The organism is Devosia sp. 63-57 (genome assembly GCF_001899045.1).
Lineage (GTDB): Bacteria > Pseudomonadota > Alphaproteobacteria > Rhizobiales > Devosiaceae > Devosia > Devosia equisanguinis.
The window spans coordinates 1,973,723-1,992,031 of the sequence record NZ_MKUY01000005.1 but is presented as its reverse complement, the minus strand read 5'-3'; the positions used below and the strand labels follow the sequence as shown (position 1 = coordinate 1,992,031).

24 protein-coding genes are annotated in these 18,309 nt (G+C 60.8%); 7 read left to right on the top strand and 17 right to left on the bottom strand.

Annotation, left to right across the window (positions count from 1 at the left end; translation table 11 throughout):
- Nucleotides 1–4: 4 nt before the first annotated feature.
- The 8 genes from BGO80_RS17805 to BGO80_RS17770 form a co-directional block, all read right to left on the bottom strand.
- Nucleotides 5–217: a hypothetical protein gene (locus BGO80_RS17805; protein ID WP_286722742.1), complete on the bottom strand. Its 213-nt coding sequence runs from the start codon at nt 215–217 to the stop codon at nt 5–7.
- A complete protein-coding gene (locus BGO80_RS17800; RefSeq protein ID WP_286722740.1) occupies nt 217–528 on the bottom strand; it encodes a DUF6074 family protein in 312 nt (103 codons plus the stop codon). The genes BGO80_RS17805 and BGO80_RS17800 overlap by 1 nt, the downstream gene beginning before the upstream one ends.
- 144 nt (nt 529–672) lie before the next feature.
- Nucleotides 673–1,158 carry a hypothetical protein gene (locus tag BGO80_RS17795; RefSeq protein ID WP_286722738.1) on the bottom strand — a complete coding sequence of 162 codons (486 nt, stop codon included), beginning with the start codon at nt 1,156–1,158 and terminating at the stop codon, nt 673–675.
- On the bottom strand, nt 1,155–1,631 hold the full coding sequence (locus BGO80_RS17790; protein ID WP_286722736.1) for a hypothetical protein: 477 nt from the start codon (nt 1,629–1,631) through the stop codon (nt 1,155–1,157). The genes BGO80_RS17795 and BGO80_RS17790 overlap by 4 nt, the downstream gene beginning before the upstream one ends.
- The gene (locus BGO80_RS17785; protein ID WP_286722735.1) at nt 1,631–1,849 is read right to left on the bottom strand and encodes a hypothetical protein; all 219 of its coding nucleotides are present in this window, start codon (nt 1,847–1,849) and stop codon (nt 1,631–1,633) included. Before BGO80_RS17785 ends, BGO80_RS17790 begins: the two co-directional genes overlap by 1 nt.
- Complete coding sequence (locus BGO80_RS17780; RefSeq protein ID WP_286722733.1) at nt 1,846–2,241, bottom strand: hypothetical protein; 396 nt, start codon at nt 2,239–2,241, stop codon at nt 1,846–1,848. Before BGO80_RS17780 ends, BGO80_RS17785 begins: the two co-directional genes overlap by 4 nt.
- Nucleotides 2,242–2,292: 51 nt before the next feature.
- Nucleotides 2,293–2,619: a hypothetical protein gene (locus BGO80_RS17775; RefSeq protein ID WP_286722731.1), complete on the bottom strand. Its 327-nt coding sequence runs from the start codon at nt 2,617–2,619 to the stop codon at nt 2,293–2,295.
- Nucleotides 2,616–2,804 (bottom strand): helix-turn-helix transcriptional regulator, encoded by a 189-nt coding sequence (locus BGO80_RS17770; protein WP_286722730.1) that lies wholly within the window; start codon nt 2,802–2,804, stop codon nt 2,616–2,618. Before BGO80_RS17770 ends, BGO80_RS17775 begins: the two co-directional genes overlap by 4 nt.
- Nucleotides 2,805–2,913: 109 nt before the next feature.
- On the opposite strand from BGO80_RS17770, the gene BGO80_RS17765 reads away from it, so the two are divergent.
- Entirely contained in the window at nt 2,914–3,447 is a 534-nt protein-coding gene (locus tag BGO80_RS17765; protein WP_286722728.1) for a helix-turn-helix domain-containing protein, read from the top strand.
- Here BGO80_RS17765 and BGO80_RS17760 read toward each other — a convergent pair.
- From BGO80_RS17760 to BGO80_RS17745, 4 genes are all read right to left on the bottom strand, one after another.
- Nucleotides 3,404–4,681, bottom strand: a complete 1,278-nt coding sequence (locus BGO80_RS17760; protein ID WP_286722726.1) for a tyrosine-type recombinase/integrase — start codon at nt 4,679–4,681, stop codon at nt 3,404–3,406. The two genes, BGO80_RS17765 and BGO80_RS17760, sit on opposite strands and share 44 nt — an antisense overlap.
- A 237-nt stretch (nt 4,682–4,918) precedes the next feature.
- Complete coding sequence (locus BGO80_RS17755) at nt 4,919–5,689, bottom strand: hypothetical protein (RefSeq protein ID WP_286722724.1); 771 nt, start codon at nt 5,687–5,689, stop codon at nt 4,919–4,921.
- Between the two features lie 3 nt (nt 5,690–5,692).
- Nucleotides 5,693–6,154, bottom strand: coding sequence for a hypothetical protein (locus tag BGO80_RS17750; RefSeq protein WP_286722722.1), 462 nt, complete (start codon nt 6,152–6,154; stop codon nt 5,693–5,695).
- Between the two features lie 322 nt (nt 6,155–6,476).
- Nucleotides 6,477–6,617 carry a DUF418 domain-containing protein gene (locus BGO80_RS17745; protein WP_286723079.1) on the bottom strand — a complete coding sequence of 47 codons (141 nt, stop codon included), beginning with the start codon at nt 6,615–6,617 and terminating at the stop codon, nt 6,477–6,479.
- A 145-nt stretch (nt 6,618–6,762) separates the two neighbouring features.
- Here BGO80_RS17745 and BGO80_RS17740 point away from each other — a divergent pair, with 145 nt between their 5' ends.
- Both BGO80_RS17740 and BGO80_RS17735 read left to right on the top strand, forming a co-directional pair.
- On the top strand, nt 6,763–7,050 hold the full coding sequence (locus tag BGO80_RS17740; RefSeq protein WP_126151299.1) for a PRC-barrel domain-containing protein: 288 nt from the start codon (nt 6,763–6,765) through the stop codon (nt 7,048–7,050).
- A gap of 181 nt (nt 7,051–7,231) precedes the next feature.
- Entirely contained in the window at nt 7,232–7,729 is a 498-nt protein-coding gene (locus BGO80_RS17735) for a DUF2147 domain-containing protein (RefSeq protein ID WP_286722721.1), read from the top strand.
- Between the two features lie 36 nt (nt 7,730–7,765).
- Here the strand turns inward: BGO80_RS17735 and BGO80_RS17730 are convergent, their stop codons facing one another.
- Complete coding sequence (locus BGO80_RS17730) at nt 7,766–8,404, bottom strand: glutathione S-transferase N-terminal domain-containing protein (RefSeq protein WP_286722719.1); 639 nt, start codon at nt 8,402–8,404, stop codon at nt 7,766–7,768.
- Nucleotides 8,405–8,538: 134 nt separating this feature from the next.
- Nucleotides 8,539–8,979 (bottom strand): glyoxalase superfamily protein, encoded by a 441-nt coding sequence (locus BGO80_RS17725; RefSeq protein ID WP_286722718.1) that lies wholly within the window; start codon nt 8,977–8,979, stop codon nt 8,539–8,541.
- Nucleotides 8,980–9,259: 280 nt separating this feature from the next.
- Here BGO80_RS17725 and BGO80_RS17720 point away from each other — a divergent pair, with 280 nt between their 5' ends.
- A complete protein-coding gene (locus BGO80_RS17720) occupies nt 9,260–10,027 on the top strand; it encodes a sulfite exporter TauE/SafE family protein (protein ID WP_286722716.1) in 768 nt (255 codons plus the stop codon).
- 83 nt (nt 10,028–10,110) lie between these two features.
- On the opposite strand, the gene BGO80_RS17715 is transcribed toward BGO80_RS17720, so the two are convergent.
- Together BGO80_RS17715 and BGO80_RS17710 are read right to left on the bottom strand one after the other, a co-directional pair.
- Nucleotides 10,111–12,201 (bottom strand): molybdopterin-containing oxidoreductase family protein, encoded by a 2,091-nt coding sequence (locus BGO80_RS17715; protein WP_286722714.1) that lies wholly within the window; start codon nt 12,199–12,201, stop codon nt 10,111–10,113.
- Nucleotides 12,202–12,406: 205 nt separating this feature from the next.
- Nucleotides 12,407–13,027 carry a hypothetical protein gene (locus tag BGO80_RS17710; RefSeq protein WP_126151294.1) on the bottom strand — a complete coding sequence of 207 codons (621 nt, stop codon included), beginning with the start codon at nt 13,025–13,027 and terminating at the stop codon, nt 12,407–12,409.
- A gap of 347 nt (nt 13,028–13,374) precedes the next feature.
- Between BGO80_RS17710 and BGO80_RS17705 the strand changes: the two genes are divergently transcribed.
- Both BGO80_RS17705 and BGO80_RS17700 read left to right on the top strand, forming a co-directional pair.
- The gene (locus tag BGO80_RS17705) at nt 13,375–14,013 is read left to right on the top strand and encodes a YqiJ family protein (protein WP_164550418.1); all 639 of its coding nucleotides are present in this window, start codon (nt 13,375–13,377) and stop codon (nt 14,011–14,013) included.
- A complete protein-coding gene (locus BGO80_RS17700) occupies nt 14,013–15,884 on the top strand; it encodes a flotillin family protein (protein ID WP_286722711.1) in 1,872 nt (623 codons plus the stop codon). The genes BGO80_RS17705 and BGO80_RS17700 overlap by 1 nt, the downstream gene beginning before the upstream one ends.
- A gap of 51 nt (nt 15,885–15,935) precedes the next feature.
- Here BGO80_RS17700 and BGO80_RS17695 read toward each other — a convergent pair whose 3' ends face one another.
- Nucleotides 15,936–17,522 carry an MDR family MFS transporter gene (locus tag BGO80_RS17695; RefSeq protein ID WP_286722709.1) on the bottom strand — a complete coding sequence of 529 codons (1,587 nt, stop codon included), beginning with the start codon at nt 17,520–17,522 and terminating at the stop codon, nt 15,936–15,938.
- Nucleotides 17,523–17,662: 140 nt separating this feature from the next.
- Here BGO80_RS17695 and BGO80_RS17690 point away from each other — a divergent pair, with 140 nt between their 5' ends.
- Complete coding sequence (locus tag BGO80_RS17690; protein WP_286722707.1) at nt 17,663–18,274, top strand: MarR family winged helix-turn-helix transcriptional regulator; 612 nt, start codon at nt 17,663–17,665, stop codon at nt 18,272–18,274.
- The last annotated feature ends 35 nt before the right edge of the window (nt 18,275–18,309 follow it).

Below are 18,309 nucleotides of genomic sequence, written 5' to 3'. Positions count from 1 at the left end.
CCGATCATTCCTTCATCGTCTCGATGGTCTCACGCGCCGCCTGTATCGCCGTCTGATACATCGCGACCAGTTGGACTTGCTCGATGTCCATGTCTGGAGAGGTCACGTCGCGAGCGAGGTTCTCCAATGCTCTCCGGCGACCGGCCTCAAATGCCCGGATCAGGTCTCGCAAATCGGGTTTCAGCACAGCATTCGTTGTCATGGTTTCATCCTCCATTACGCCGCTCCCGGCCCCTTGTTGCCACTGAGTCCACCTATACCACGGCGGGCCATCTCTGAGGCGACGGCCTGCCAGAACATGGCGAGCTCTCTGGCTTGGACCTCTTGAGTAATGCCATGGCCGGTCATCTGCCTTTGAAGGGCTTCGGTCACCTGTTCGCGGTATGACTCTACATGGCGTTGTGTGGTCTTGGTTGCGAGCTTGTCCACCACGTCCTTGACCTTCCCCAGACGACGCGCCAATGGGAACGGAACTACCTTCGGCGGGGGCTCCGGCGGTGTCCACGAGAACAGTGGAAGGTCATCCATTTTGAAGATCCTCCCCCCAGATATAATAGATAGTATCCCAAATGGCACCGAGAGCTTGCAGGAAGTGGCACCGATGGAGGCCATTCACATGCAGGAAGTGGCACCGGGGGATTGTAGGAAATGGCACTGGGAACATGATTTTCCTCATGCTGCCTTGAAGTCGGTTTCGGCCTCGGTCTGGCCCTTCTTCGTGGTGGTGCGCGCCCTGAACTCTTCCACTGCCTTGGCGATTTGATCGGCGGTCACATATCGCCATTCGTCGGTAGGGGCCTTCTTGTCCCGCTCGGGAACGTAGGTAAGCCGATACATGTTCTCGGGCCGGATATCGCCGGCCACTTCCTGAATCTGGATAACCTGCATCAGCCCCAGCGCTTCCCCCAGTGACAGGGAAGGGCGAATGGTGCGGCGGGACACGCCATATTCCTCGAATTGCCGATACGACACGCAGAGCCCGCCATTGTGCTTGCCGCCGTGGCGAAGGTGTTCGATCTCCAGACGCTCCAATATCAGCGCTAGCGGCCTCGTGCGGGCCTGATAGGCCGGGGATAGGAGCATCCCCAGCCTAAGAGGCAGAAAGCCGCCGTCTGCCGTCATCCACTCGCGACGGCTGGGGTTGGCTTGGTAGGTCAAGCAGTGCCACCTTCCGCGCCGGACGCCTCCATGAGTGCCAGCAGTCGGGCCTCAAAAGCAGCGTGTGCAGTTGCCGCGAGGAAGTCAGCCGTGATAGGCCGATCCATGTGAGAAGCCAGGATCGACGCCTGTAAGGCCTCGTGGGTGGCATCTGTGACGGCAGAGCACTTTTCGAACTCCATCCCCAATCCGGGGAACAGGGAAAATGTTGATGTGGCTATGCTTTCGCCCATGTACTTCACTTGCAGATACAACCCTGCAAGGAACAGCTCCACGCTCGCTGCATTGCCGCAGAACGCCATTAGTTCGGCGCGAACGCCAGAGGGAACAGGCGGGGATTTTTCCGCCTGCTCGATGCGCCCGATGATGGCCGCAAACGCTTCCGCTTGATCGGGGTCTTTGAACTGGCGGGCGCGAGATACCGCGTTCGCGCCCTCCAGCTTTGCAGCGTCAAAGTCGATTGCCGCTTCCATCAGTTCGGGCGTTCCCGCATGGACACCATCTCGGGCATTTCCGGGACACCCAGATCCATGTCGTTCATGACAATAGACAGGATCTCGCCGGCCTGCAGCGCAAGCCCCGCCATAGTGGTGGCGGTGTCCATCGGTGCCCCCTTCGGCCACAGGGCATCGATGGCCGACAACAGGGACGAGACGCGTTCGAGCTCGGCATAGACTTCTTTGTTGGTCATGCGTCTTCTCCCACAAGGCGGGCCGTTAGGTCGCGGACAAGCTCGCCTGCGTCGGCGGGGAAGTGGTCGAAGCCGACGCGGCTAAGGTATTCGTGAATGATTTCGGATTCCCGGAGGCCATCGACACCTTGAGCAAACGCAAACGGGACGGTGAAATCCTTTCCTGGGAGCTTGGGGAACTCCTTGGCGAGACGATCAAGAAGGTTCGCGGCTTCGAGATTGCGGCCATCTTCTGGATATTCCTCCGCTTTCTGGTAGCGGAACATGGCAGCGCGTTCGAGGTTCATCTCGAATACACCAAGGACGAGATGCATGTGCTGAAAGCCCTCGTGCAGAGCTTCGCGGGTAGTGATTTCGGCGGCCACAGCTTCGCCGGTCATGTCGGTGGACATGTTCAAATTCTCCTTTGATGTTGGGGGGAGGGGCGGCGGTGCCGCCCGGCACTATTCCGCCGCTTCGACCAGTTCGATAAGGCGGTGGATATTCGTCATGTCTCGTGAGTACTGGGCACGGATTGCGAGGATGGCGAGGCGGTCTCGGGCCTCGTCCAGATCTGCCGGAATGCGAACATCCGCGTCGTCCGCAATGAGGTGAATCTTCTTGGAGCAGATACGGACGGCGCTATCGACGCGCTCTTGCTGATCACGATCACCCGGGACCTTGATTTCGATGGCATTTGACACGGTCACAAGAGTGTCAAGCCATGCGATGTTCTGCTCCAGTGTGTGGGCGGCGAAATATTCCTTCGTCAGGTAAGTGAAGTCAGTCACTGCGTGTTCCCTCCTGCCATGTTGGCAAACGCTTCTTCGACCACTGAATCCTTCCAGCGGACGGCCTTCGGGCCAACCTTTTCGCCCTTGGGGAAAATCCCCTTCTTGATCCAGGCGTATACGGTCTTCTCGGAAATGCCGCGCTTGGCGGTGATCTCCTTCATGCTGCGGTAGGTTTCGCTCATCGAGCTTTGCACTCCAGGTTCGTTGTGATAGGGCTATACATCTCACACTTCTTGACCCTTGTCAATACCTGTGCGACCTTTAGAGCATTAGCGAGAGACCATTAGTACTATGAGCATCACGCCGGAGCAGATACGAGCTGCAAGAGCGGTCACCAGAATGGAACAGGGAGAACTCGCGCAAAGGGCGGGAGTCTCTCTTGGCACCGTAAAGCGGCTTGAAGGGGTAGAGGGGACGGCAAACGCCCAAGAGGCGACGATCGCGAGTGTCCGCAAGGCGCTAGAAGAGGCTGGGGTCTCATTCATTGCAGATGGCGAGCCATCGCCCATAGGCGGCGTCGGCATTCGTTTCACCGAACCCGCCCCGGCAAAGCTGGCTGACAACGTACAGACTATTCTTGATGCGCTAGTCGCCAGTCTCGAGTCTGTGGCTGAGCGAAGAGGAATGCAAGGCCATGAGATGCAGGAGGCAATAGAGGAAGCAAAGGAGGAGGCCTACAAGCTTCTGGTGGAAGAAGGTTTTCACCGAAACCTGCGCAGGATTTCTTCTCCCTCTGCGTTGCCAGATGGTTCGCGCTCCGTGCAACTCTTGCGCAAGTATCTCAGCGGCGAGTTGACGCCCCCGCCCGACGATGAATCGGAGTGACGTTCTCCACCTCGCGGCCCGACAGGAAGTCATCCCACGCAGTCATGATGATGCGGCGCTTCTCCAGAGCGTTGCCGCGCCGATAGGCCTTCTCCACCTCGTTGCCGACAGTATGGGCTAAGCATTGCTCGATGTCGGCCCGGTCGAATGTCGTTTCATCACCTGCCCAATCACGGAATGCGGAGCGGAAGCCGTGGGGGGTGTAGTCCCCAGCCTTATGCCGGCGCATCGACATCGCCAGCGCCATCACACTCAACCGGCCAGACTTGCCCTGTGAGCCGGGAAACACGAAGTCGAAGCCGGGGCGCCGCTTCTCTGCCATGATGTCGAGGATCTGCAGCGCTGATGGCGACAACGGAACGACATGCTGCTTCCGCGCCTTCATGCGCTCCGGTGGGATGGTCCATATCTTGGCTTTAAGGTCGAACTCCGGCCAGCGGGCGCCCATGCTTTCGCCGCTCCGGGTGGCGGTTAGGATGGTGAAAGCCAGCGCCATGTTGGACGATGACGGATTGAGCCAGAGCTTTTCGAGGAAGGTGCCGACTTCGGCATAGGGCATAGCCGCATGGTGCTTCACCGCGGCCTTGCTCTTCTTGGCCAGCAACTTGTCGAGATGGCCTTTCCACCGGGCAGGGTTCTCACCTGTGCGAAGGTTTCGGGCCTTGGCGGCGTCTAGCACTCGCTCAATGCGACCCTGCACACGGCGGGCTGTTTCTGGCTTCTCATGCCAGATCGGTTTGAGGATCTGCAGAATGTCCTCGGTGCCGATCTCATCAGGCTTCTTGTTGCGGATAGAGACGCAATAGCCATCATTGGGCAGGAACTGGCCCTTGTCATCGCGACGAACGCTCAAGGTGTATCGCCATTGATCGACATGCTTGGGGTTGCGCCATCCGTTCTCATTGTCCTTGATGAAGCCTTCGGCCACCTCACCAAATGAAACGGCGCTGGAGACGGCAGCAGCGGCCCGCTTAGCGGCTTTGGGGTCAATGCCTAGCGCCAGCCCTTCGCGGTACTCCTGCGCCTTCTGGCGGGCCGTAGCGAGCGGCATATCGCGGAGACTTCCCAGCCCGATCTCTACGCGGCGCCCCTGCCAAGCGTACATGAAGACCCATGACTTCGTGCCACCAGGGCTGACATTGAGGTAGAGCCCCCCGCCATCGCTATGTCTGCCGGCGTCTCGAACCGTCTCAACCTTACGGGCCGAAAGCTTATTGATCTGGCTTGCGCGCATGTCGTTTCCCCACTCCTTTCCCCACTGTATAGGGGTGATTGAGTGGGGTCTAGCGAGAATTGGATAGTTCTATCGACGGCGCGGGATCGTCAGAAATGCTAGAAAAACCGGGACATATCAGGCTTCTTGAGGCAATAGCAGAGGAACACGTTTTAATCCCTTCCTCTCCGCCACTTTCCCTGACATTGCTGATTGTTCCGTTGTACCCGGCCCGCAGTTTGATCAGCTGCATCTTGGTCACCTCGCAACGAGAAGACCAGATTTCTCCACATGCGCCTGACCTGTCGGCAAAATTTGAACTGTGGCCGCCTTCTCGTCAAAATGGACCAACGCCCTCGTATGGAGGTCCTTCAAAACCTTGCGTTTAAAATCAGTTCCATTTTTATATTCTACCCATGCTTGCAATTGCGCTACGCGTACCGGCTTGCTTTCGGCGTAAAGCAGAATGAGCACCTTTTGACCTGACGTCTTCGCTGGCTCGAGCACTCTTCGAACATCGCCGCTCGACCACACCATATGGAAAGTTCGAGCGGTGACTGCCTCGACCACGGAATAAGAATCTGCGAGCGGGAGCTGAGAGTAGTTGCGGACTAATTCACCCATCACCCACTTCATACCGCGAAGAAAAAACTCCGCATCCATGTGGTTAGGGCTTACCTCAGCGGACACGTGTCCGATTGCTCGATTGTTCCGCAGTTCATAAAGCGCTGCAAGCACCTTGGGAACTTGCATACACAGTGACTTGCCTTTCGTTCCGTTGTGTTGCTCTAAGTTACGACAGGCTTGCGGGAAGTTACTCGGCTTCGACGGGGTAGGTGCATAGATGCTGGTCGCGTGCCCAGCGCACACGCAATATGCGATTTCGCAGAACTTTCCCGCCTTTAGTCCGACCTTCTCCCAATCTGCGGCACGGTATTCGTCAAGCGCCTGCTCGAATTCTTCGATCAGTGGGTCGCGAAGTCCGGCCGGGATTCTGTGGAGCGTGTCCTTGAGGTTGGGGAGACTCAAAGATCAGCCCCTGTCCCAAAAATACTTCCATGCCCCGTTGCCTTCCTTGGTGCGCTGGATGTCGCCCCGTGCAAACATTTGTGTCAAAGCAGCACCAACTTGGTTGGGGGCATGTGTCCAACCTTTGGACTTTAGGCCTTCAACGATCTCCGTGCTTGACCGGTGATCTTTGAAGAACCCTTCGTCCCTGAGAGTCAAAATCCTGGCGGCGCAAGATTGACCCTTTGGTGGCGCGCTAACTCTTCGCCTCTTGGCCTTGGGCTTTAACGTTGGTTCCGCTGCCCCATCCTCGGCCTCTCCCGGTGCGCTGTCGATTTGCACAGACGTTCCGTTGGGCGGGCGGCTTCCGAACCCTGCATCTTCCAAAAGAGGAAACAGCTTCGCTAAGAGCCCCTCCACAAATTCCTTTTCGCCCTCTATTTCAACGACGCCAGCAGGCGCGTCGATATGTACCCTATTAGTCATCCCGCTCCCCTTCACGCTGGAGCACATACTTGCCAGATTTCAGCAACCGATCAAGAAATTCATCATATGTTCCTATTAATACATGTGACAAACGGATTTATTTTCAAGGGATGTCAATAGATTGACCTTTTTGGAGAGCTGGCGCTCCGTAAGCGATGGGCGAAATAGGAGGGCAGCAAGCTCTCGAAGGAGCTAAGGGCTAGCAACCTATTCCTGGGCAGAATAGCGTCTCTTGGGTCAGGGCGCGATCGCGGTTATTTGGGGGCGGGGCGCTGTTGAGGCAGTTCGTATCTGCTCAACAGCGGCGCAGCGTTTGCTCGGATTATTGCCGATGGTTGCGGGGCAAAGAGAGATTGGTGATGGCGCGGAGCAGCCATTCCAGGGGGCCGTAGCGGAAGTGGGAGAGCCAGGCCCGGCTGAGAAGCAGTTGTAGGGCGTAGATTGCGACGTCCACCAGCAGCACCTGGGTGAGTGTCGGCGATGGTCTCACAACACTGACAAGGCGCGCACCGACAGCCCGTTTCGTTCCCTCGGCTGACCGAAATTTGACCGCGGAACCTTCAGGCAGTGCTGGGGTTAAGGTCTTACAACCACGAGGAGAATACCAAATGGATCATGTAAACCATGTTCGTCTGAGCCCTGCCGAACTCACCCCGTCCATCCTTGAAGGCGCTTCCGTTTACGGCGCCGACGACCACAAGGTCGGCAAGGTCGACCACGTGCATGGAATGGACTCCGTCATCATCGATGTGGGCGGTTTTCTTGGCATCGGTGCCAAGCCGGTCGCCGTGCCGCTGAGCGATCTGGACTTCATGCGCGACGAGAACGGCGACGTTCATGCGGTGACCGCCTGGACCAAGGATCAGCTTGAGCAGATGCCCGAGCACAAGCACTGATCGTGCTGTCACCAAGGTTCTGAAGATACGCCCGGCCTCGTGCCGGGCGTTCTTTTTGTTCAGTTCTGTCCAGTCGCAGCGATATCTCGGCCACGTTCGTGCCGACTTTGTCGGGCAGTGGAAATGTGCAAGCTGTAGCGAGCCAGGCGTGGCCGAATCTTGCAGGCGGGGAGACAGTCTCGTGAAAGAGATTTTTGCGGGGGTGGTGGGGACGATTATGCTGTCGATTGGCAGCGCGTCGGCGCAAATGGCTGATCCCGTGGTCGGGGTCTGGCGCACGTTGTTGCGGTCGGAGGTGACGATCAGCGCCTGCGAAACGGGCTATTGCGGGGTATTGTCGCGCATCGTGGTGCCAGAGGGACTGCTGAGCGGTGCCGAGGCGGAAGCTGCGGCGGCTATGCGGCCGGAGGAATTCTTCGACTTTCGCAACAAGGACCCTGCCCTGCGCGACCGGCCCATGCTGGGGCTGCAAATCCTGACGCTGCGGCCGGGCAGCCAGCCTTACATCCTCGATGGGGAAATCTATAACCCCGAGGACGGTAATACCTATTCGGGCTATGTCGAACTGCTGAGCGGCGAGCGCATCAGGCTCAATGGCTGCGTGTTGTTCAACACCATCTGCCGCGGCGAAGAATGGGTGCGGGTGCCGCCCGAGGAAGTGCTGGAGCCGGCGGAGTAGCGCACGGTCCGGATGGCCGGACCGTGCTGCAAATGATCAGGCCTTGCCGTATTCGAGGCCGCGCACGGTGGCGGGACGAGCAGCCATGCGATCGAGCCAGGCATGGACATGGGGATAATCGGCCTTGGTGGCGCCATAGCGCTCCCAGGACTGAGCCCAGCCGATGGCGGCGAAATCGGCAATGGAAATGTCGCCGGCGATGAAGTCCTTGTCCTTGAGCTGGGTGTCCAGGACCTTGAACAGACGCAGGGTTTCCTCGCTATAGCGCTTGATAGCGTAAGGAATCTTTTCCGGCGCATAGACCGAGAAGTGGTTGTTCTGGCCCAACATGGGACCGAAGCCACCCACCTGCCAGAACAGCCATTCATCAACCTTGACCTGGGCACGGGCGTCGGTCGGGTAGAATTTGCCGAACTTCTGGGCGAGATATTTGAGGATGGCGCCGGATTCAAACACTGAGATCGGGGCGCCGCCCGGACCTTCGGGATCGACGATGGCGGGAATCTTGTTGTTCGGCGAGATGGCCAGGAATTCGGGCTTGAACTGCTCGCCCTTGGAAATGTCGATGCGATGATAGGTCCACGGCACGCCCAGCTCTTCGAGCATCACGTGAACTTTCTGTCCGTTCGGGGTCGGCAGCGAATAGGCCTCGATCGGCTTGGTTTGCGTCGTCATGGCGAGCCATCCTTGGTTTCAGTCCTCAAGGTATATCGGCAGCTGCCGATGAAAGACAAGGTGTGGCACGCGGTGATTGGCCCAATGCTTCCTTCCCGCCGGGAGACGGGAAGGAAGAGGTCCGTTGTCATCCGCTAGGCACGCAGGACGCGCATTTGCGGCTGGCCATTGCCGCGCAGGGCGGGCGAGACGCCATGGATGTCCACGGTGGTCACGACCCGCTGACGCAGGGCGGCAAACATGAAGGTCGGGGTGACGTTCACCGGTTCGTCGAAGTGAATGGTGAGCGTGTAATTCTGCATGTTGTGCGCCAGTTGCACGCCGAGCAAGAGGCCGGTGAAGGGCTGTTCGAGGTAAAAGCCCTTGACGCGCATGCCCACCTGGAAGGGCACGGCGACGCGTTCCGGCAAAGCGGCGCGGGCGGTGTTCCAATCGCGAAAGCCGTGGGCGCGCGCCACCTCTTCAAGGGCCGCGCTATGGGTCAGCATCTGCCCGGCGCGGGCACGATCCTGACGCAGGCTCTTGGCCTCTGACTTCAGAGTCTGGGCGGAGGGGGTATCGAGTGAATAAGACATGATCGGTCTCTCCGAGGGGAGGCGACTTTCTACATGGGAGCCCGCATTGCCATGATGCGCCCTGGGAGGAAGAACCGAAGGGGTCACAAACGAGGCTGGACTTCACCATGGATCACACGATCCGCGGGCGGCAGGCGCCAGCAACCATGGTTTAGATGCTCTTGAGCCAGGCAGAAGTCAAGAGTGGGCCAATCAATCGCGGTGATGGCCCGATCAGACAATTGTGTTGGGACATTGCCGAAGTTGAGGTTAGGAGGAAGAGAGGCAAGAGGGCTGATGAATGACAGAAATTCTGCTGCTGGTGGCCGGTCTTTTGGGCGGCGCAGTCAATTCGCTCGCCGGCGGCGGCTCGTTCATCGTGTTTCCGGCGCTTTTGTTCTCAGGCGTGCCGCCAATCCTGGCCAATGCATCCAATACCTATGCCGCCCTGCCCGGCTATGCCAGCGGCGCCGTGGGCTATTGGAAGGCAATGGCGCCGCACAAGGACAAGCTGATCCTGTACGGCATCATCGCTGCCGTGTTCGGCTATCTGGGCGCCGAATTGCTGCTGGTGGTCTCGGAAGAGCAGTTTTCCAAGGTGGTGCCGTGGTTGATGGCGTTTGCGGTGACCCTGTTCATCTTCGGCAACCAGATCAATGCCGCGGTCAAGGCGCGTAATAGCGGCGCGAAGGGCATGCAAATGGTTGGTGCAGCGCTGTTGCTGGCGCTGCTGGCGGCTGTCTGTGTCTATGGCGGGTTCTTCAATGCCGGGCTGGGCATTCTGCTGCTGGCCTTTCTGGCGCTGGCCGGCATGACCGACATTCACGCCATGAACGGGTTGAAGCTCTATGTGTCGTCCATCGTGGCACTGGTGGCCGTGGTGCGCTTCGCCTTCAACAGCCGCATCGACTGGTATCACGGCTCGATTGCGCTGGTGGGCGTGACCATTGGCGGCTATGTCGCGGCGCGGCTGGCCCAGTACATACCGCGCAACTGGATCCGCGTGGGCGTCATCGTCTACGGCATCGGGATGACTGCGTACTTCTTCTGGTCGGCGTATTTTGCCTAAGTGATCCGCCTATTGCTCGATCGTCACCCCCGGGCTTGACCCGAGGTGACGGCCGGTGGTTGGGCAAGGGGACGTCGAGCGTTTCAGACTTTTCGCACCCACACCGCCGCATCGTGGAATGCGGCGCCGCCGAAGGGGGGCGCGGGGTCGGAATTGGTGAGGGTGTTGATGCCCTGGCCGCGCCGGTGCGCCTTGTTGCGATGCAGACCCTCTGCGATGAGCACGCCGGTGCAGAGGCCGGTGTGGATACGGGCGGTGAGTTCAACTTCACCGCGGCGATTGCCGACCAGCACGGCATCGCCTTCGGCGATATCGAGACGAGCAGCGTCTTCTGGATGGATGAAAACCGACGGTTCGCCCTCGCGCTTGAGGCTGCCTGGGGTCTGGTTGAAGGATGAGTTGAGGAAGGCGCGGGCCGGAGAGGTGGCGAGCTTGAAGGGGTGCTCGGCATCAGTCGGCTCGTTCACCGCCCAATGGTCGGCAAAGCGCGGCATATCGGCGGGATCGCAGGACCAGCGATATCCCTTCTTGTCGGCCACTTCCTGCCAATCAGGCTCGAAACGGAAGCGGCGATCGGGCCAGCCGAAACCATGGGCGAAACGGGCGATATCGTCGGGACGCTCGCGGTCGATATAGCCGGTCTTTTCAACCTCTTCGAGAGCCGGATAGTTCGAGCGCGCGAAGGTGTCAGCCACGACGTCGCGATCGGAAACATGAAAACTCGGATCGTCGCTGCCCAGCCGCAGAGCGATGGCGTTGATGACCTCGTGGTTGGAGCGGGTATCGCCCGGCGCATCGACCACTTTGGGGCCATAAAGCACGCGGGTGTGACCGCCACGGGTGTAGTAGTCGTTGTGCTCTAGGAACATGGTGGCCGGAAGCACAATATCGGCCAGTTCAGCCGTTTCGGTCATGAACTGCTCATGCACGACGAGGAACAGGTCCTCGCGCAAGAGGCCTTCGCGCACCAGGCGCTGATTGGGGGCCACGACAGCAGGATTGGTGTTTTGCACGATCATGGCGTGGACCGGCTTGCCGCCCTGCAGCGCCTTGGCGTCGCCGGTGAGAATCGGGCCGATTTCGGACATGTCGAGCACCCGCGGATTGCCCTTTTGCAGATGCGTGCCTTCGACGCGCGATTTATCCAATTGCCAGGTGCCGGAATTGGAATGGAAGGCGCCGCCGCCGCGATGCTGCCAGGCGCCGGTCATGGCCGGAATGCACAGGGCGGCGTGAACGGCGGTGGAACCGTTGCGCTGGCGCGAAAAGCCGTAGCCGAGGCGGAAGAAGGTTTTTGGTGTCTTGCCGACGAGATGGGCAAAGGCCTCGATTTCCGCGACGGTGAGGCCGGTGATTTCCGCCGCCCATTCCGGCGTGCGGGTTTCAAGATGTGATTCAAAATCGGGGCCGAAGTCGGTGAATTTGGCCATATATTCACGATCGGCGAGGCCATCGCGCAGCAGCACATGCATGACCGCCACCGCAAGCGCGCCATCGGTGCCCGGGCGGAGGACGAGGCCCATATCGGCCTGTTCCATGGTCGCGTTGCGATAGATGTCGATGACCACGATTTTCGCACCGCGCTGTTTTCGGCCGCGCATGGCGTGAGTCATGACATTGACCTGGGTATGCACCGCATTGGTGCCCCAGATGACGACGCAGTCACTCTCGGCCATCTGCTCGGGATTGACGCCACCGAGCAGGCCGGTGCCGGCAATGTAGCCAGGCCAGGAAAGGCCGATGCAGATCGTGTCGTATTGGTGGGAATAGCCACGCACGGCGCGCAGGCGCTCAATGCCGTCGCGATGCACATGGCCCATGGTTCCGGCATAGAAATAGGGCCAGACGGACTCGGGCCCATGCTCGGCTTCCACCGAGAGGAAGCGGGCGGCGATCTCGTCCAGCGCCTCCTCCCAGGAAATGGCCTGCCACTGCCCTGCCCCTTTGCGACCAACCCGGCGCATGGGGTGCATCAGGCGGTCTGGGTGGTGGATACGCTCGGCATAGCGGGCGACTTTTTCGCAGATGACGCCGGCGGTGTAAGGATCGTCCTTGGCGCCGCGCACCCGACCGATGCTGTTATCGGGGAGAATATCGACATCGAGCGCGCAGACCGATGGACAGTCATGCGGACAGACGGAGCGGATGGTGCGGGCGGGGGCTGGGGCGTTCATGGAAGAACGCTAGATGAGGCTGGCCATGGCGGCAAACGGATTGTGGTGATGGAAGGGACAAAGCGGGGTGATGGGGCTGGGAAATACCCCCACCTAACCTCCCCCTGAAGAAGGGGGAGGGACCGATCGAGCATGCTGCCAAGTTTGCGCCCCGCCTCTTCTCATCCCGCTTCTCCAGGGGAAGGACAGGTGGGGGCCAGACCCATCACGAGGCCGCGAAGGCCTTGGTCGCGGTCTCAGCGTTACGCTTGGCGCGGGTGGCGGCGTGCTTGGCGAGTTGGGAGGCGCCGCCGTGGAACTGGGAGAAGGTGATGCGGCCGGTGGTGCCTGAAATGGTGATGCCGCGCCAATTGGGGCGAACGGCGCGGACATCGGACCAGTCGATGGTGGTTTCACGCCCGGCAGCAGAGCGGTGGCGCACCTGACGATTATCCCAGCGGGTTTGAGTGAAAAGGCCGGCGACGCCGATCCCCACCGAACCGGCGGCAAGGAACAGGACTGCGATATAGGTTGCCACAAGCTGGGTGGTATCAGCCGCGCTGCCCATGACGATGACGGCGAAGAGCAGGATGGCGGCGAGAGCGGCCGAGCCATAGCAGGCGAAATATTCGACCAGCGAGGGGCGCAATTCGGCCCAACCGCCTTCGACCATGATGCCGTCCTCGGACTGTACCAGGCGGAGCGCGAGGAAGGCCGCATAGCCAAAGGCTACGACGCCGGCAGCGCGCGACAGCGGTAAATGGGCCGTCGCCGGAATGTATTTGAGGATGATCAGCATCGTGATCGTCATGAGTGGCAGAGCCACTTCCTGCCAACGCAAGGGCACGCTTGTCTTCTCCGCAATGAGGGCCGCGACGCAAATCGGCAGGTTCACGCATAAGCCTACGCGAAGGCGGGATTTTCGCCATTCACAATTTCGCCAAAGTCGGGAGCGTCCGAAGACGGAACGAAATGGCCTCATGCGATGAGTCAAAGGCTTGGCAAAATGATTCGACGCACTTGCATAAGCATTTGATCGAAATTGGGAATTTTCCTTGTGGAATGAGCTTGCCGATGCCGTCCACTAGGGCCTGCCAGCTTCACAAATGCTTGACCCCAGGCGCGCGCTGGCCCGATAGTGTGACCGGCCCGCCCGGTTACCCCGGCCAGGACCTGCCTCTCGGGAGGGAAAGCATGGAGTTTTTTGCCGGCGATACCGCGCCCTTTGCGGTGGCGCTGGGGCTGACTTTGGCCCTGGCGGCGGTCGAACTCGCCGGCCTGGTGATCGGCATCAGCCCTGGCGCTGCGGTGGACAACAGCCTGCCGGATCTCGACGCCGACTCTCCCGATTTCGAGCTCGGTCCTCTCAGCGAATTCCTGAGCTGGATTTCATTCGGCCGCCTGCCGGCGCTGGTGGTGCTGATCGTCTTTCTGACCAGTTTTGGGTTGATTGGCTTTGCCGAGCAGGAAGTGCTGCGCCGGCTGTTCGACTTCACGCTCAATCCCTGGATCGCCAGCCTGCCTGCGGCGGCCGCCGGCCTGGTTGCGACCCACCACATCGGGCATGCGCTGGCGCGCATTGTGCCCAAGGAAGAAACCGATGCGGTCAGCACCACCGAATTCATCGGTCGGGTTGCCACCGTGTTTCGTGGCTCAGCCAGCATCGGGAGGCCGGCGGAAGCCAAGCTCACCGATATTCACGGTAAAACCCATTATGTGCTGGTGGAGCCGCAGGATGTCGACCAGACCTTGCCGGAAGGCTCCGAAGTGGTGATCGTGCGCCAGGAAGGCAGCATTTTCCGTGTCATCACCCGGCTAAAGCCGGTGGACTGATGGTCGACAAGGTCAAGACCAAGCCGGCGGGTGACACGATCCAGCCGCCCGATGCCACCACCGCCCTGCCCCAGCCGCCGCTCGAGGATGGCGGGCAAACCTCATTCGACGCCGTGACCCAAAACCAGGAGTTACCCGCCATGTCCCAGCCCATCTACGACATCCTGATCACGATCGCTGTGATCCTGGTGGCACTGTTCGCCATCGGCCTGATCTTTTCGCGGCTCTATCGCCGGTCCTCCAAGGAAGTGAGCTTTGTGCGCACCGGTTTTGGCGGGCAGAAGGTGATCATGAATGGCGGCGCGCTGGTGTTTCCCGTGCTGCATGAACAGATCCCGGTCAATATGAACACGCTGCGCCTGGAAGTGCGGCGCGCGGCAGACCAGGCACTGATCACCAAGGACCGCATGCGCGTCGATGTGCAGGCCGAATTCTATGTGCGGGTGCAGCCGGTGGTGGAATCCATCGCCAATGCCGCCCAGACGCTGGGCCGGCGCACCATGGAGCCGGCAGCGCTCAAGGAACTGGTAGAAGGCAAATTCGTCGACGCGCTGCGCGCAGTGGCCGCCGAAATGGCGATGGAGGAGTTGCACGAACAGCGGGTGAACTTCGTGCAGAAGGTGCAGGCAGCGGTTTCGGAAGACATTCTCAAGAACGGGTTGGAACTGGAATCGGTGTCGCTGACCGGGCTCGACCAAACCAATCGCGAATTCTTCAACCCCGACAATGCCTTCGACGCCGAGGGCCTGACCAAGCTGACGCAGGCGATCGAGGAGCGGCGCAAGACCCGCAACGATATCGAGCAGGAAACGCAGGTGCTGATCGAGCGCAAGAACCTCGAGGCGGAAGCGCAAAAGTACCAGATCGCCCGCGACAAGGAATTTGCCCGGCTCGAGCAGGAGCGCGAAATCCAGATCCGGCTGGCCGAGCAATCCGCATTGATCAAGCAGCAGCAGTCGGAGCGCGAGCGCGAGGCGGAAGAGGCCCGCATCCGCGCCGCGCAGCAGGTGCGCCAGGCCGATATCGCCGCCGAGCAGGTGGTGAAGGAGCGCGAGATCGCCACGGCCCTGGCGGTGGAAGCAGCAGCGGTGGAAAAGGCCAAGCAGATCGCGCTGGCGGAACAGGCGCGCGATATCGCCGTTTCGATCAAGAGCAAGGAAAAGTCTCAGGCCGATGCTGCAGCCGACGAGGCGCGCGCCGTTGCCGCCAAGGCCGCCGAAGAGGTGAGCACGGCCCGCCAGACCGCCGTGGCCGAGCGCGAAAAGGCCATTCAGCTGATCGAGGCGCGCAAGGCAGCCGAGCAGCAGGCGATTTCGGTGACCGTGGCGGCTGAGGCCGAAAAAGCCGTGGCTTCCGACCGCGCCGAGGCCCTGCGCATTGCGGCACAGGCCGATGCCGAGCAGGCAAAATTGCGCGCCTCCGGTCAGGCGGAAGCCGAAAAGCTCAAGGCGGAAGCGCTAGCGGCGACCTATCAGGTCGAGGCGGAAGGCAAGCGCAATATCAACGAGGCCAGCAATACGCTGAGCCCCGAGCAGATCGCCATGCAGGTTCGGATCAAGCTGATCGAGGCACTGCCGCAGATCATCGCCGAGAGCGTCAAGCCGATGCAGAATATCGACGGTATCAAGATCCTGCATGTCGATGGGCTGAACGGCGCGGGCGGCAATGCTGCGGGCGGTGGCGACGGCGCCGGTGGCCCGGGCAGTGGTGGCCTCGCCGATCAGGCCGTTGCCGCGGCGTTGCGCTATCGCAGCCAGGCGCCGCTTATCGATGCACTGATGAGCGAACTGGGGCTAAGCGGCGGGACGCTGGATGGCTTGGCGAGTTCGGTGACGCAAGCAAATCCGGCGGCGCCGAAGGGGCGGAAGTAGGTAGAGGCCCCCACCCGGCCTCCCCCTGAGACAGGGGGAGGAGAAGGCGTTTCAGCGGGCGGCGGCGCTGACGGGTGCGCCAACCATGGCGGCGGTGGCGGATTCTTCTGCGTCGATCTCGGCCTTGGGCTCCTGACGAAGGGTGTTGGCCAGGGTGCGTTCTTCGAGCAGGAAGCTGAGGCCGAAGGCGAGGATAGAGGCGCCGGCTGCGGTGAAGAACACCGGATGCAGGGCGCTGGCAAAAGCTTCGAGCACCATGGTGCGGACGGGTTCAGGCAGGGCCGCAACGGCCTGGGCACTGAAGCTGGAGGTGCCGCCGCCGTGGCCGGCCGGCATGATATCGCCGAGGCGTGACGCGAGGCCTGTGGTGAAGATGGCGCCGAAGATCGAGACACCGATGGAGCCGCCGATCTGGCGGAACAGAGTCGCGCCGGCCGTTGCGGCACCCACGATCTCGCGGGCTACGGCATTTTGCGTAGCAGTGACGCTGACGCTGTTGACCGGACCGATGCCCGCACCCACCAGGAACATGTAGAGCGCGACCTGCCAGGACGGCGTATCGAGCTGCATATTGGCAAGCAGCAGCAGGCCAAGGGTGAGCACCGCCGTGGCTATGGTCGGCAAGAGTTTGTATCGGCCGGTGCGGGTCATGATGAAGCCCGAGGCCATGGAGGCACCGATCAGCCCCACCATCATCGGCACCAGTTGCAGCGCGGAATCGGTCGGCGAAATGCCCTTGGCGAGCTGCAGATACATGGGCAGGAAGGTGATGGAGCCGAACATGGCCATGCCGACCAGGAAGCCGACGGCGCTGGTGACGGCAAAGGTGTTGTTGCGGAACAGGGTCAGCGGCAGCACGGGCTCGGCGGCGCGGGATTCGACCCAGAGGAAAGCGCCGAGCGCCACCACGGCCAGGACGATGAGGCCGATGATCTCGACCGAGAACCAGGGCCAGGTATTGCCTCCCAGCGACGTGGCGAGCACGAAGGCGGTGAGGCCACCCGAAAGCAGCACGAAGCCGGCATAGTCGATGGAGTGCTTCACCCGTTCGGCGCGGGGCTTGAGCGCGAAGCCGATCACGGCCAGCGCCAACAGCCCCAATGGCAGGTTGATGAGAAAAATCCACTGCCAGGACAGATGCTCGACGATGAAGCCGCCGGCCAGCGGCCCGATCACCGTCGCCACGCCGAAGACGGCCCCGAACAGGCCCTGGATCTTGCCGCGCTGGCGCGGTGGGATGATGTCGGCAACCACGGTCATGGCCACGACCATAAGGCCGCCGCCGCCGAGGCCTTGTATGGCACGAGCAATGATGAGGAAGGTCATTGATGTCGCCATTGCCGAGAGCACGGCGCCAATAAGGAAGATGACGATGGCCGCCTGCAGCACGATCTTGCGGCCATAGAGGTCGCCGAGTTTGCCATAGATCGGGGCGACGACGGTGGAGCTCAGGAGATAGGCGATCACCACCCAGGTGAGGTGATCAAGCCCGCCCAACTGGCCGACAATGGTGGGGAGTGCAGTGGAGACGATGGTCTGGCCGAGCGAGGCCAGGAGCAGCGTGACCGCGACGGCGCCGATAACCAGCCGCACGGACTGATCCTGCGGCTCGGCGGCCGGTTGCGTGGGTTGAGACATTGGGGCAATCCTCAAAAACAGAGGGTCGGCGTCCGGCGTCGGCCCTTGCATATTCTAATGTGGGGGCATACATGTGCCCTCAGCAATTACATGTCAATAGCATGCAATTGTTGGCGACATGCAATTTAAAGAGGGCTTCCATGCCTTTGAGCACCAAAACCGAAATCAATGCCCTGCTCCAGCGTGCCGGCGTCACTGCCGAGACGACCGCAGCGGTCATGGATATCGATGGCATGCTGCAGCATTGGCGCCGCCGGGCGATGAAGCGGGAATTGGGCAACCGGGCGCTGATCGATCTCAAGATCGACATCGACCTGGCGCAATTGGACGTACTGTCGGCGATTGCCGGGCCCGCCCCCGAATTCGGTGATAGCCAGGGGGAAACCATGGTGGGGACGGTGGCCGATCGGCTTGCTATCGACCCCTCGCGCGCCAGCCGGCTTGTCAGCGAGATGGTGGATCGCGGTTTTGCGCGGCGGGCGGTGAGCCAAGCCGATGCGCGGCGTACCATTATCGAACTCACGGCGCAGGGTGAGGCCGTGGTCGATGCGGTCCGCGCCTACAAATACCTGATCCTGGGAGACTTTCTCGGCACCTGGTCACCCGAAGACATCGCCGCCTTCGTGCCACTGCTCAAGCGATTCTCACGCTGGACCGACGGGATCGATGCGGTGACCGACCGCCACGGGCCTGAGATCGACGAGCTGATCGAGGCCATTGCCATGGCTGGCAAGGTGCCGGAAGAGGTTTAGCGATCAAACAAAAGCAAACGCCCTGCCTTAATGAG

Coding starts and splice junctions, on each gene's coding strand:
- BGO80_RS17805 (WP_286722742.1), bottom strand. CDS start 217: ATGGAGGATGAAACCATGACAACGAATGCTGTGCTGAAACCCGATTTG.
- BGO80_RS17800 (WP_286722740.1), bottom strand. CDS start 528: ATGGATGACCTTCCACTGTTCTCGTGGACACCGCCGGAGCCCCCGCCG.
- BGO80_RS17790 (WP_286722736.1), bottom strand. CDS start 1,631: ATGGAAGCGGCAATCGACTTTGACGCTGCAAAGCTGGAGGGCGCGAAC.
- BGO80_RS17785 (WP_286722735.1), bottom strand. CDS start 1,849: ATGACCAACAAAGAAGTCTATGCCGAGCTCGAACGCGTCTCGTCCCTG.
- BGO80_RS17780 (WP_286722733.1), bottom strand. CDS start 2,241: ATGTCCACCGACATGACCGGCGAAGCTGTGGCCGCCGAAATCACTACC.
- BGO80_RS17770 (WP_286722730.1), bottom strand. CDS start 2,804: ATGAGCGAAACCTACCGCAGCATGAAGGAGATCACCGCCAAGCGCGGC.
- BGO80_RS17765 (WP_286722728.1), top strand. CDS start 2,914: ATGAGCATCACGCCGGAGCAGATACGAGCTGCAAGAGCGGTCACCAGA.
- BGO80_RS17760 (WP_286722726.1), bottom strand. CDS start 4,681: ATGCGCGCAAGCCAGATCAATAAGCTTTCGGCCCGTAAGGTTGAGACG.
- BGO80_RS17750 (WP_286722722.1), bottom strand. CDS start 6,154: ATGACTAATAGGGTACATATCGACGCGCCTGCTGGCGTCGTTGAAATA.
- BGO80_RS17740 (WP_126151299.1), top strand. CDS start 6,763: ATGGATCATGTAAACCATGTTCGTCTGAGCCCTGCCGAACTCACCCCG.
- BGO80_RS17730 (WP_286722719.1), bottom strand. CDS start 8,404: ATGACGACGCAAACCAAGCCGATCGAGGCCTATTCGCTGCCGACCCCG.
- BGO80_RS17725 (WP_286722718.1), bottom strand. CDS start 8,979: ATGTCTTATTCACTCGATACCCCCTCCGCCCAGACTCTGAAGTCAGAG.
- BGO80_RS17720 (WP_286722716.1), top strand. CDS start 9,260: ATGACAGAAATTCTGCTGCTGGTGGCCGGTCTTTTGGGCGGCGCAGTC.
- BGO80_RS17715 (WP_286722714.1), bottom strand. CDS start 12,201: ATGAACGCCCCAGCCCCCGCCCGCACCATCCGCTCCGTCTGTCCGCAT.
- BGO80_RS17705 (WP_164550418.1), top strand. CDS start 13,375: ATGGAGTTTTTTGCCGGCGATACCGCGCCCTTTGCGGTGGCGCTGGGG.
- BGO80_RS17700 (WP_286722711.1), top strand. CDS start 14,013: ATGGTCGACAAGGTCAAGACCAAGCCGGCGGGTGACACGATCCAGCCG.
- BGO80_RS17695 (WP_286722709.1), bottom strand. CDS start 17,522: ATGTCTCAACCCACGCAACCGGCCGCCGAGCCGCAGGATCAGTCCGTG.
- BGO80_RS17690 (WP_286722707.1), top strand. CDS start 17,663: ATGCCTTTGAGCACCAAAACCGAAATCAATGCCCTGCTCCAGCGTGCC.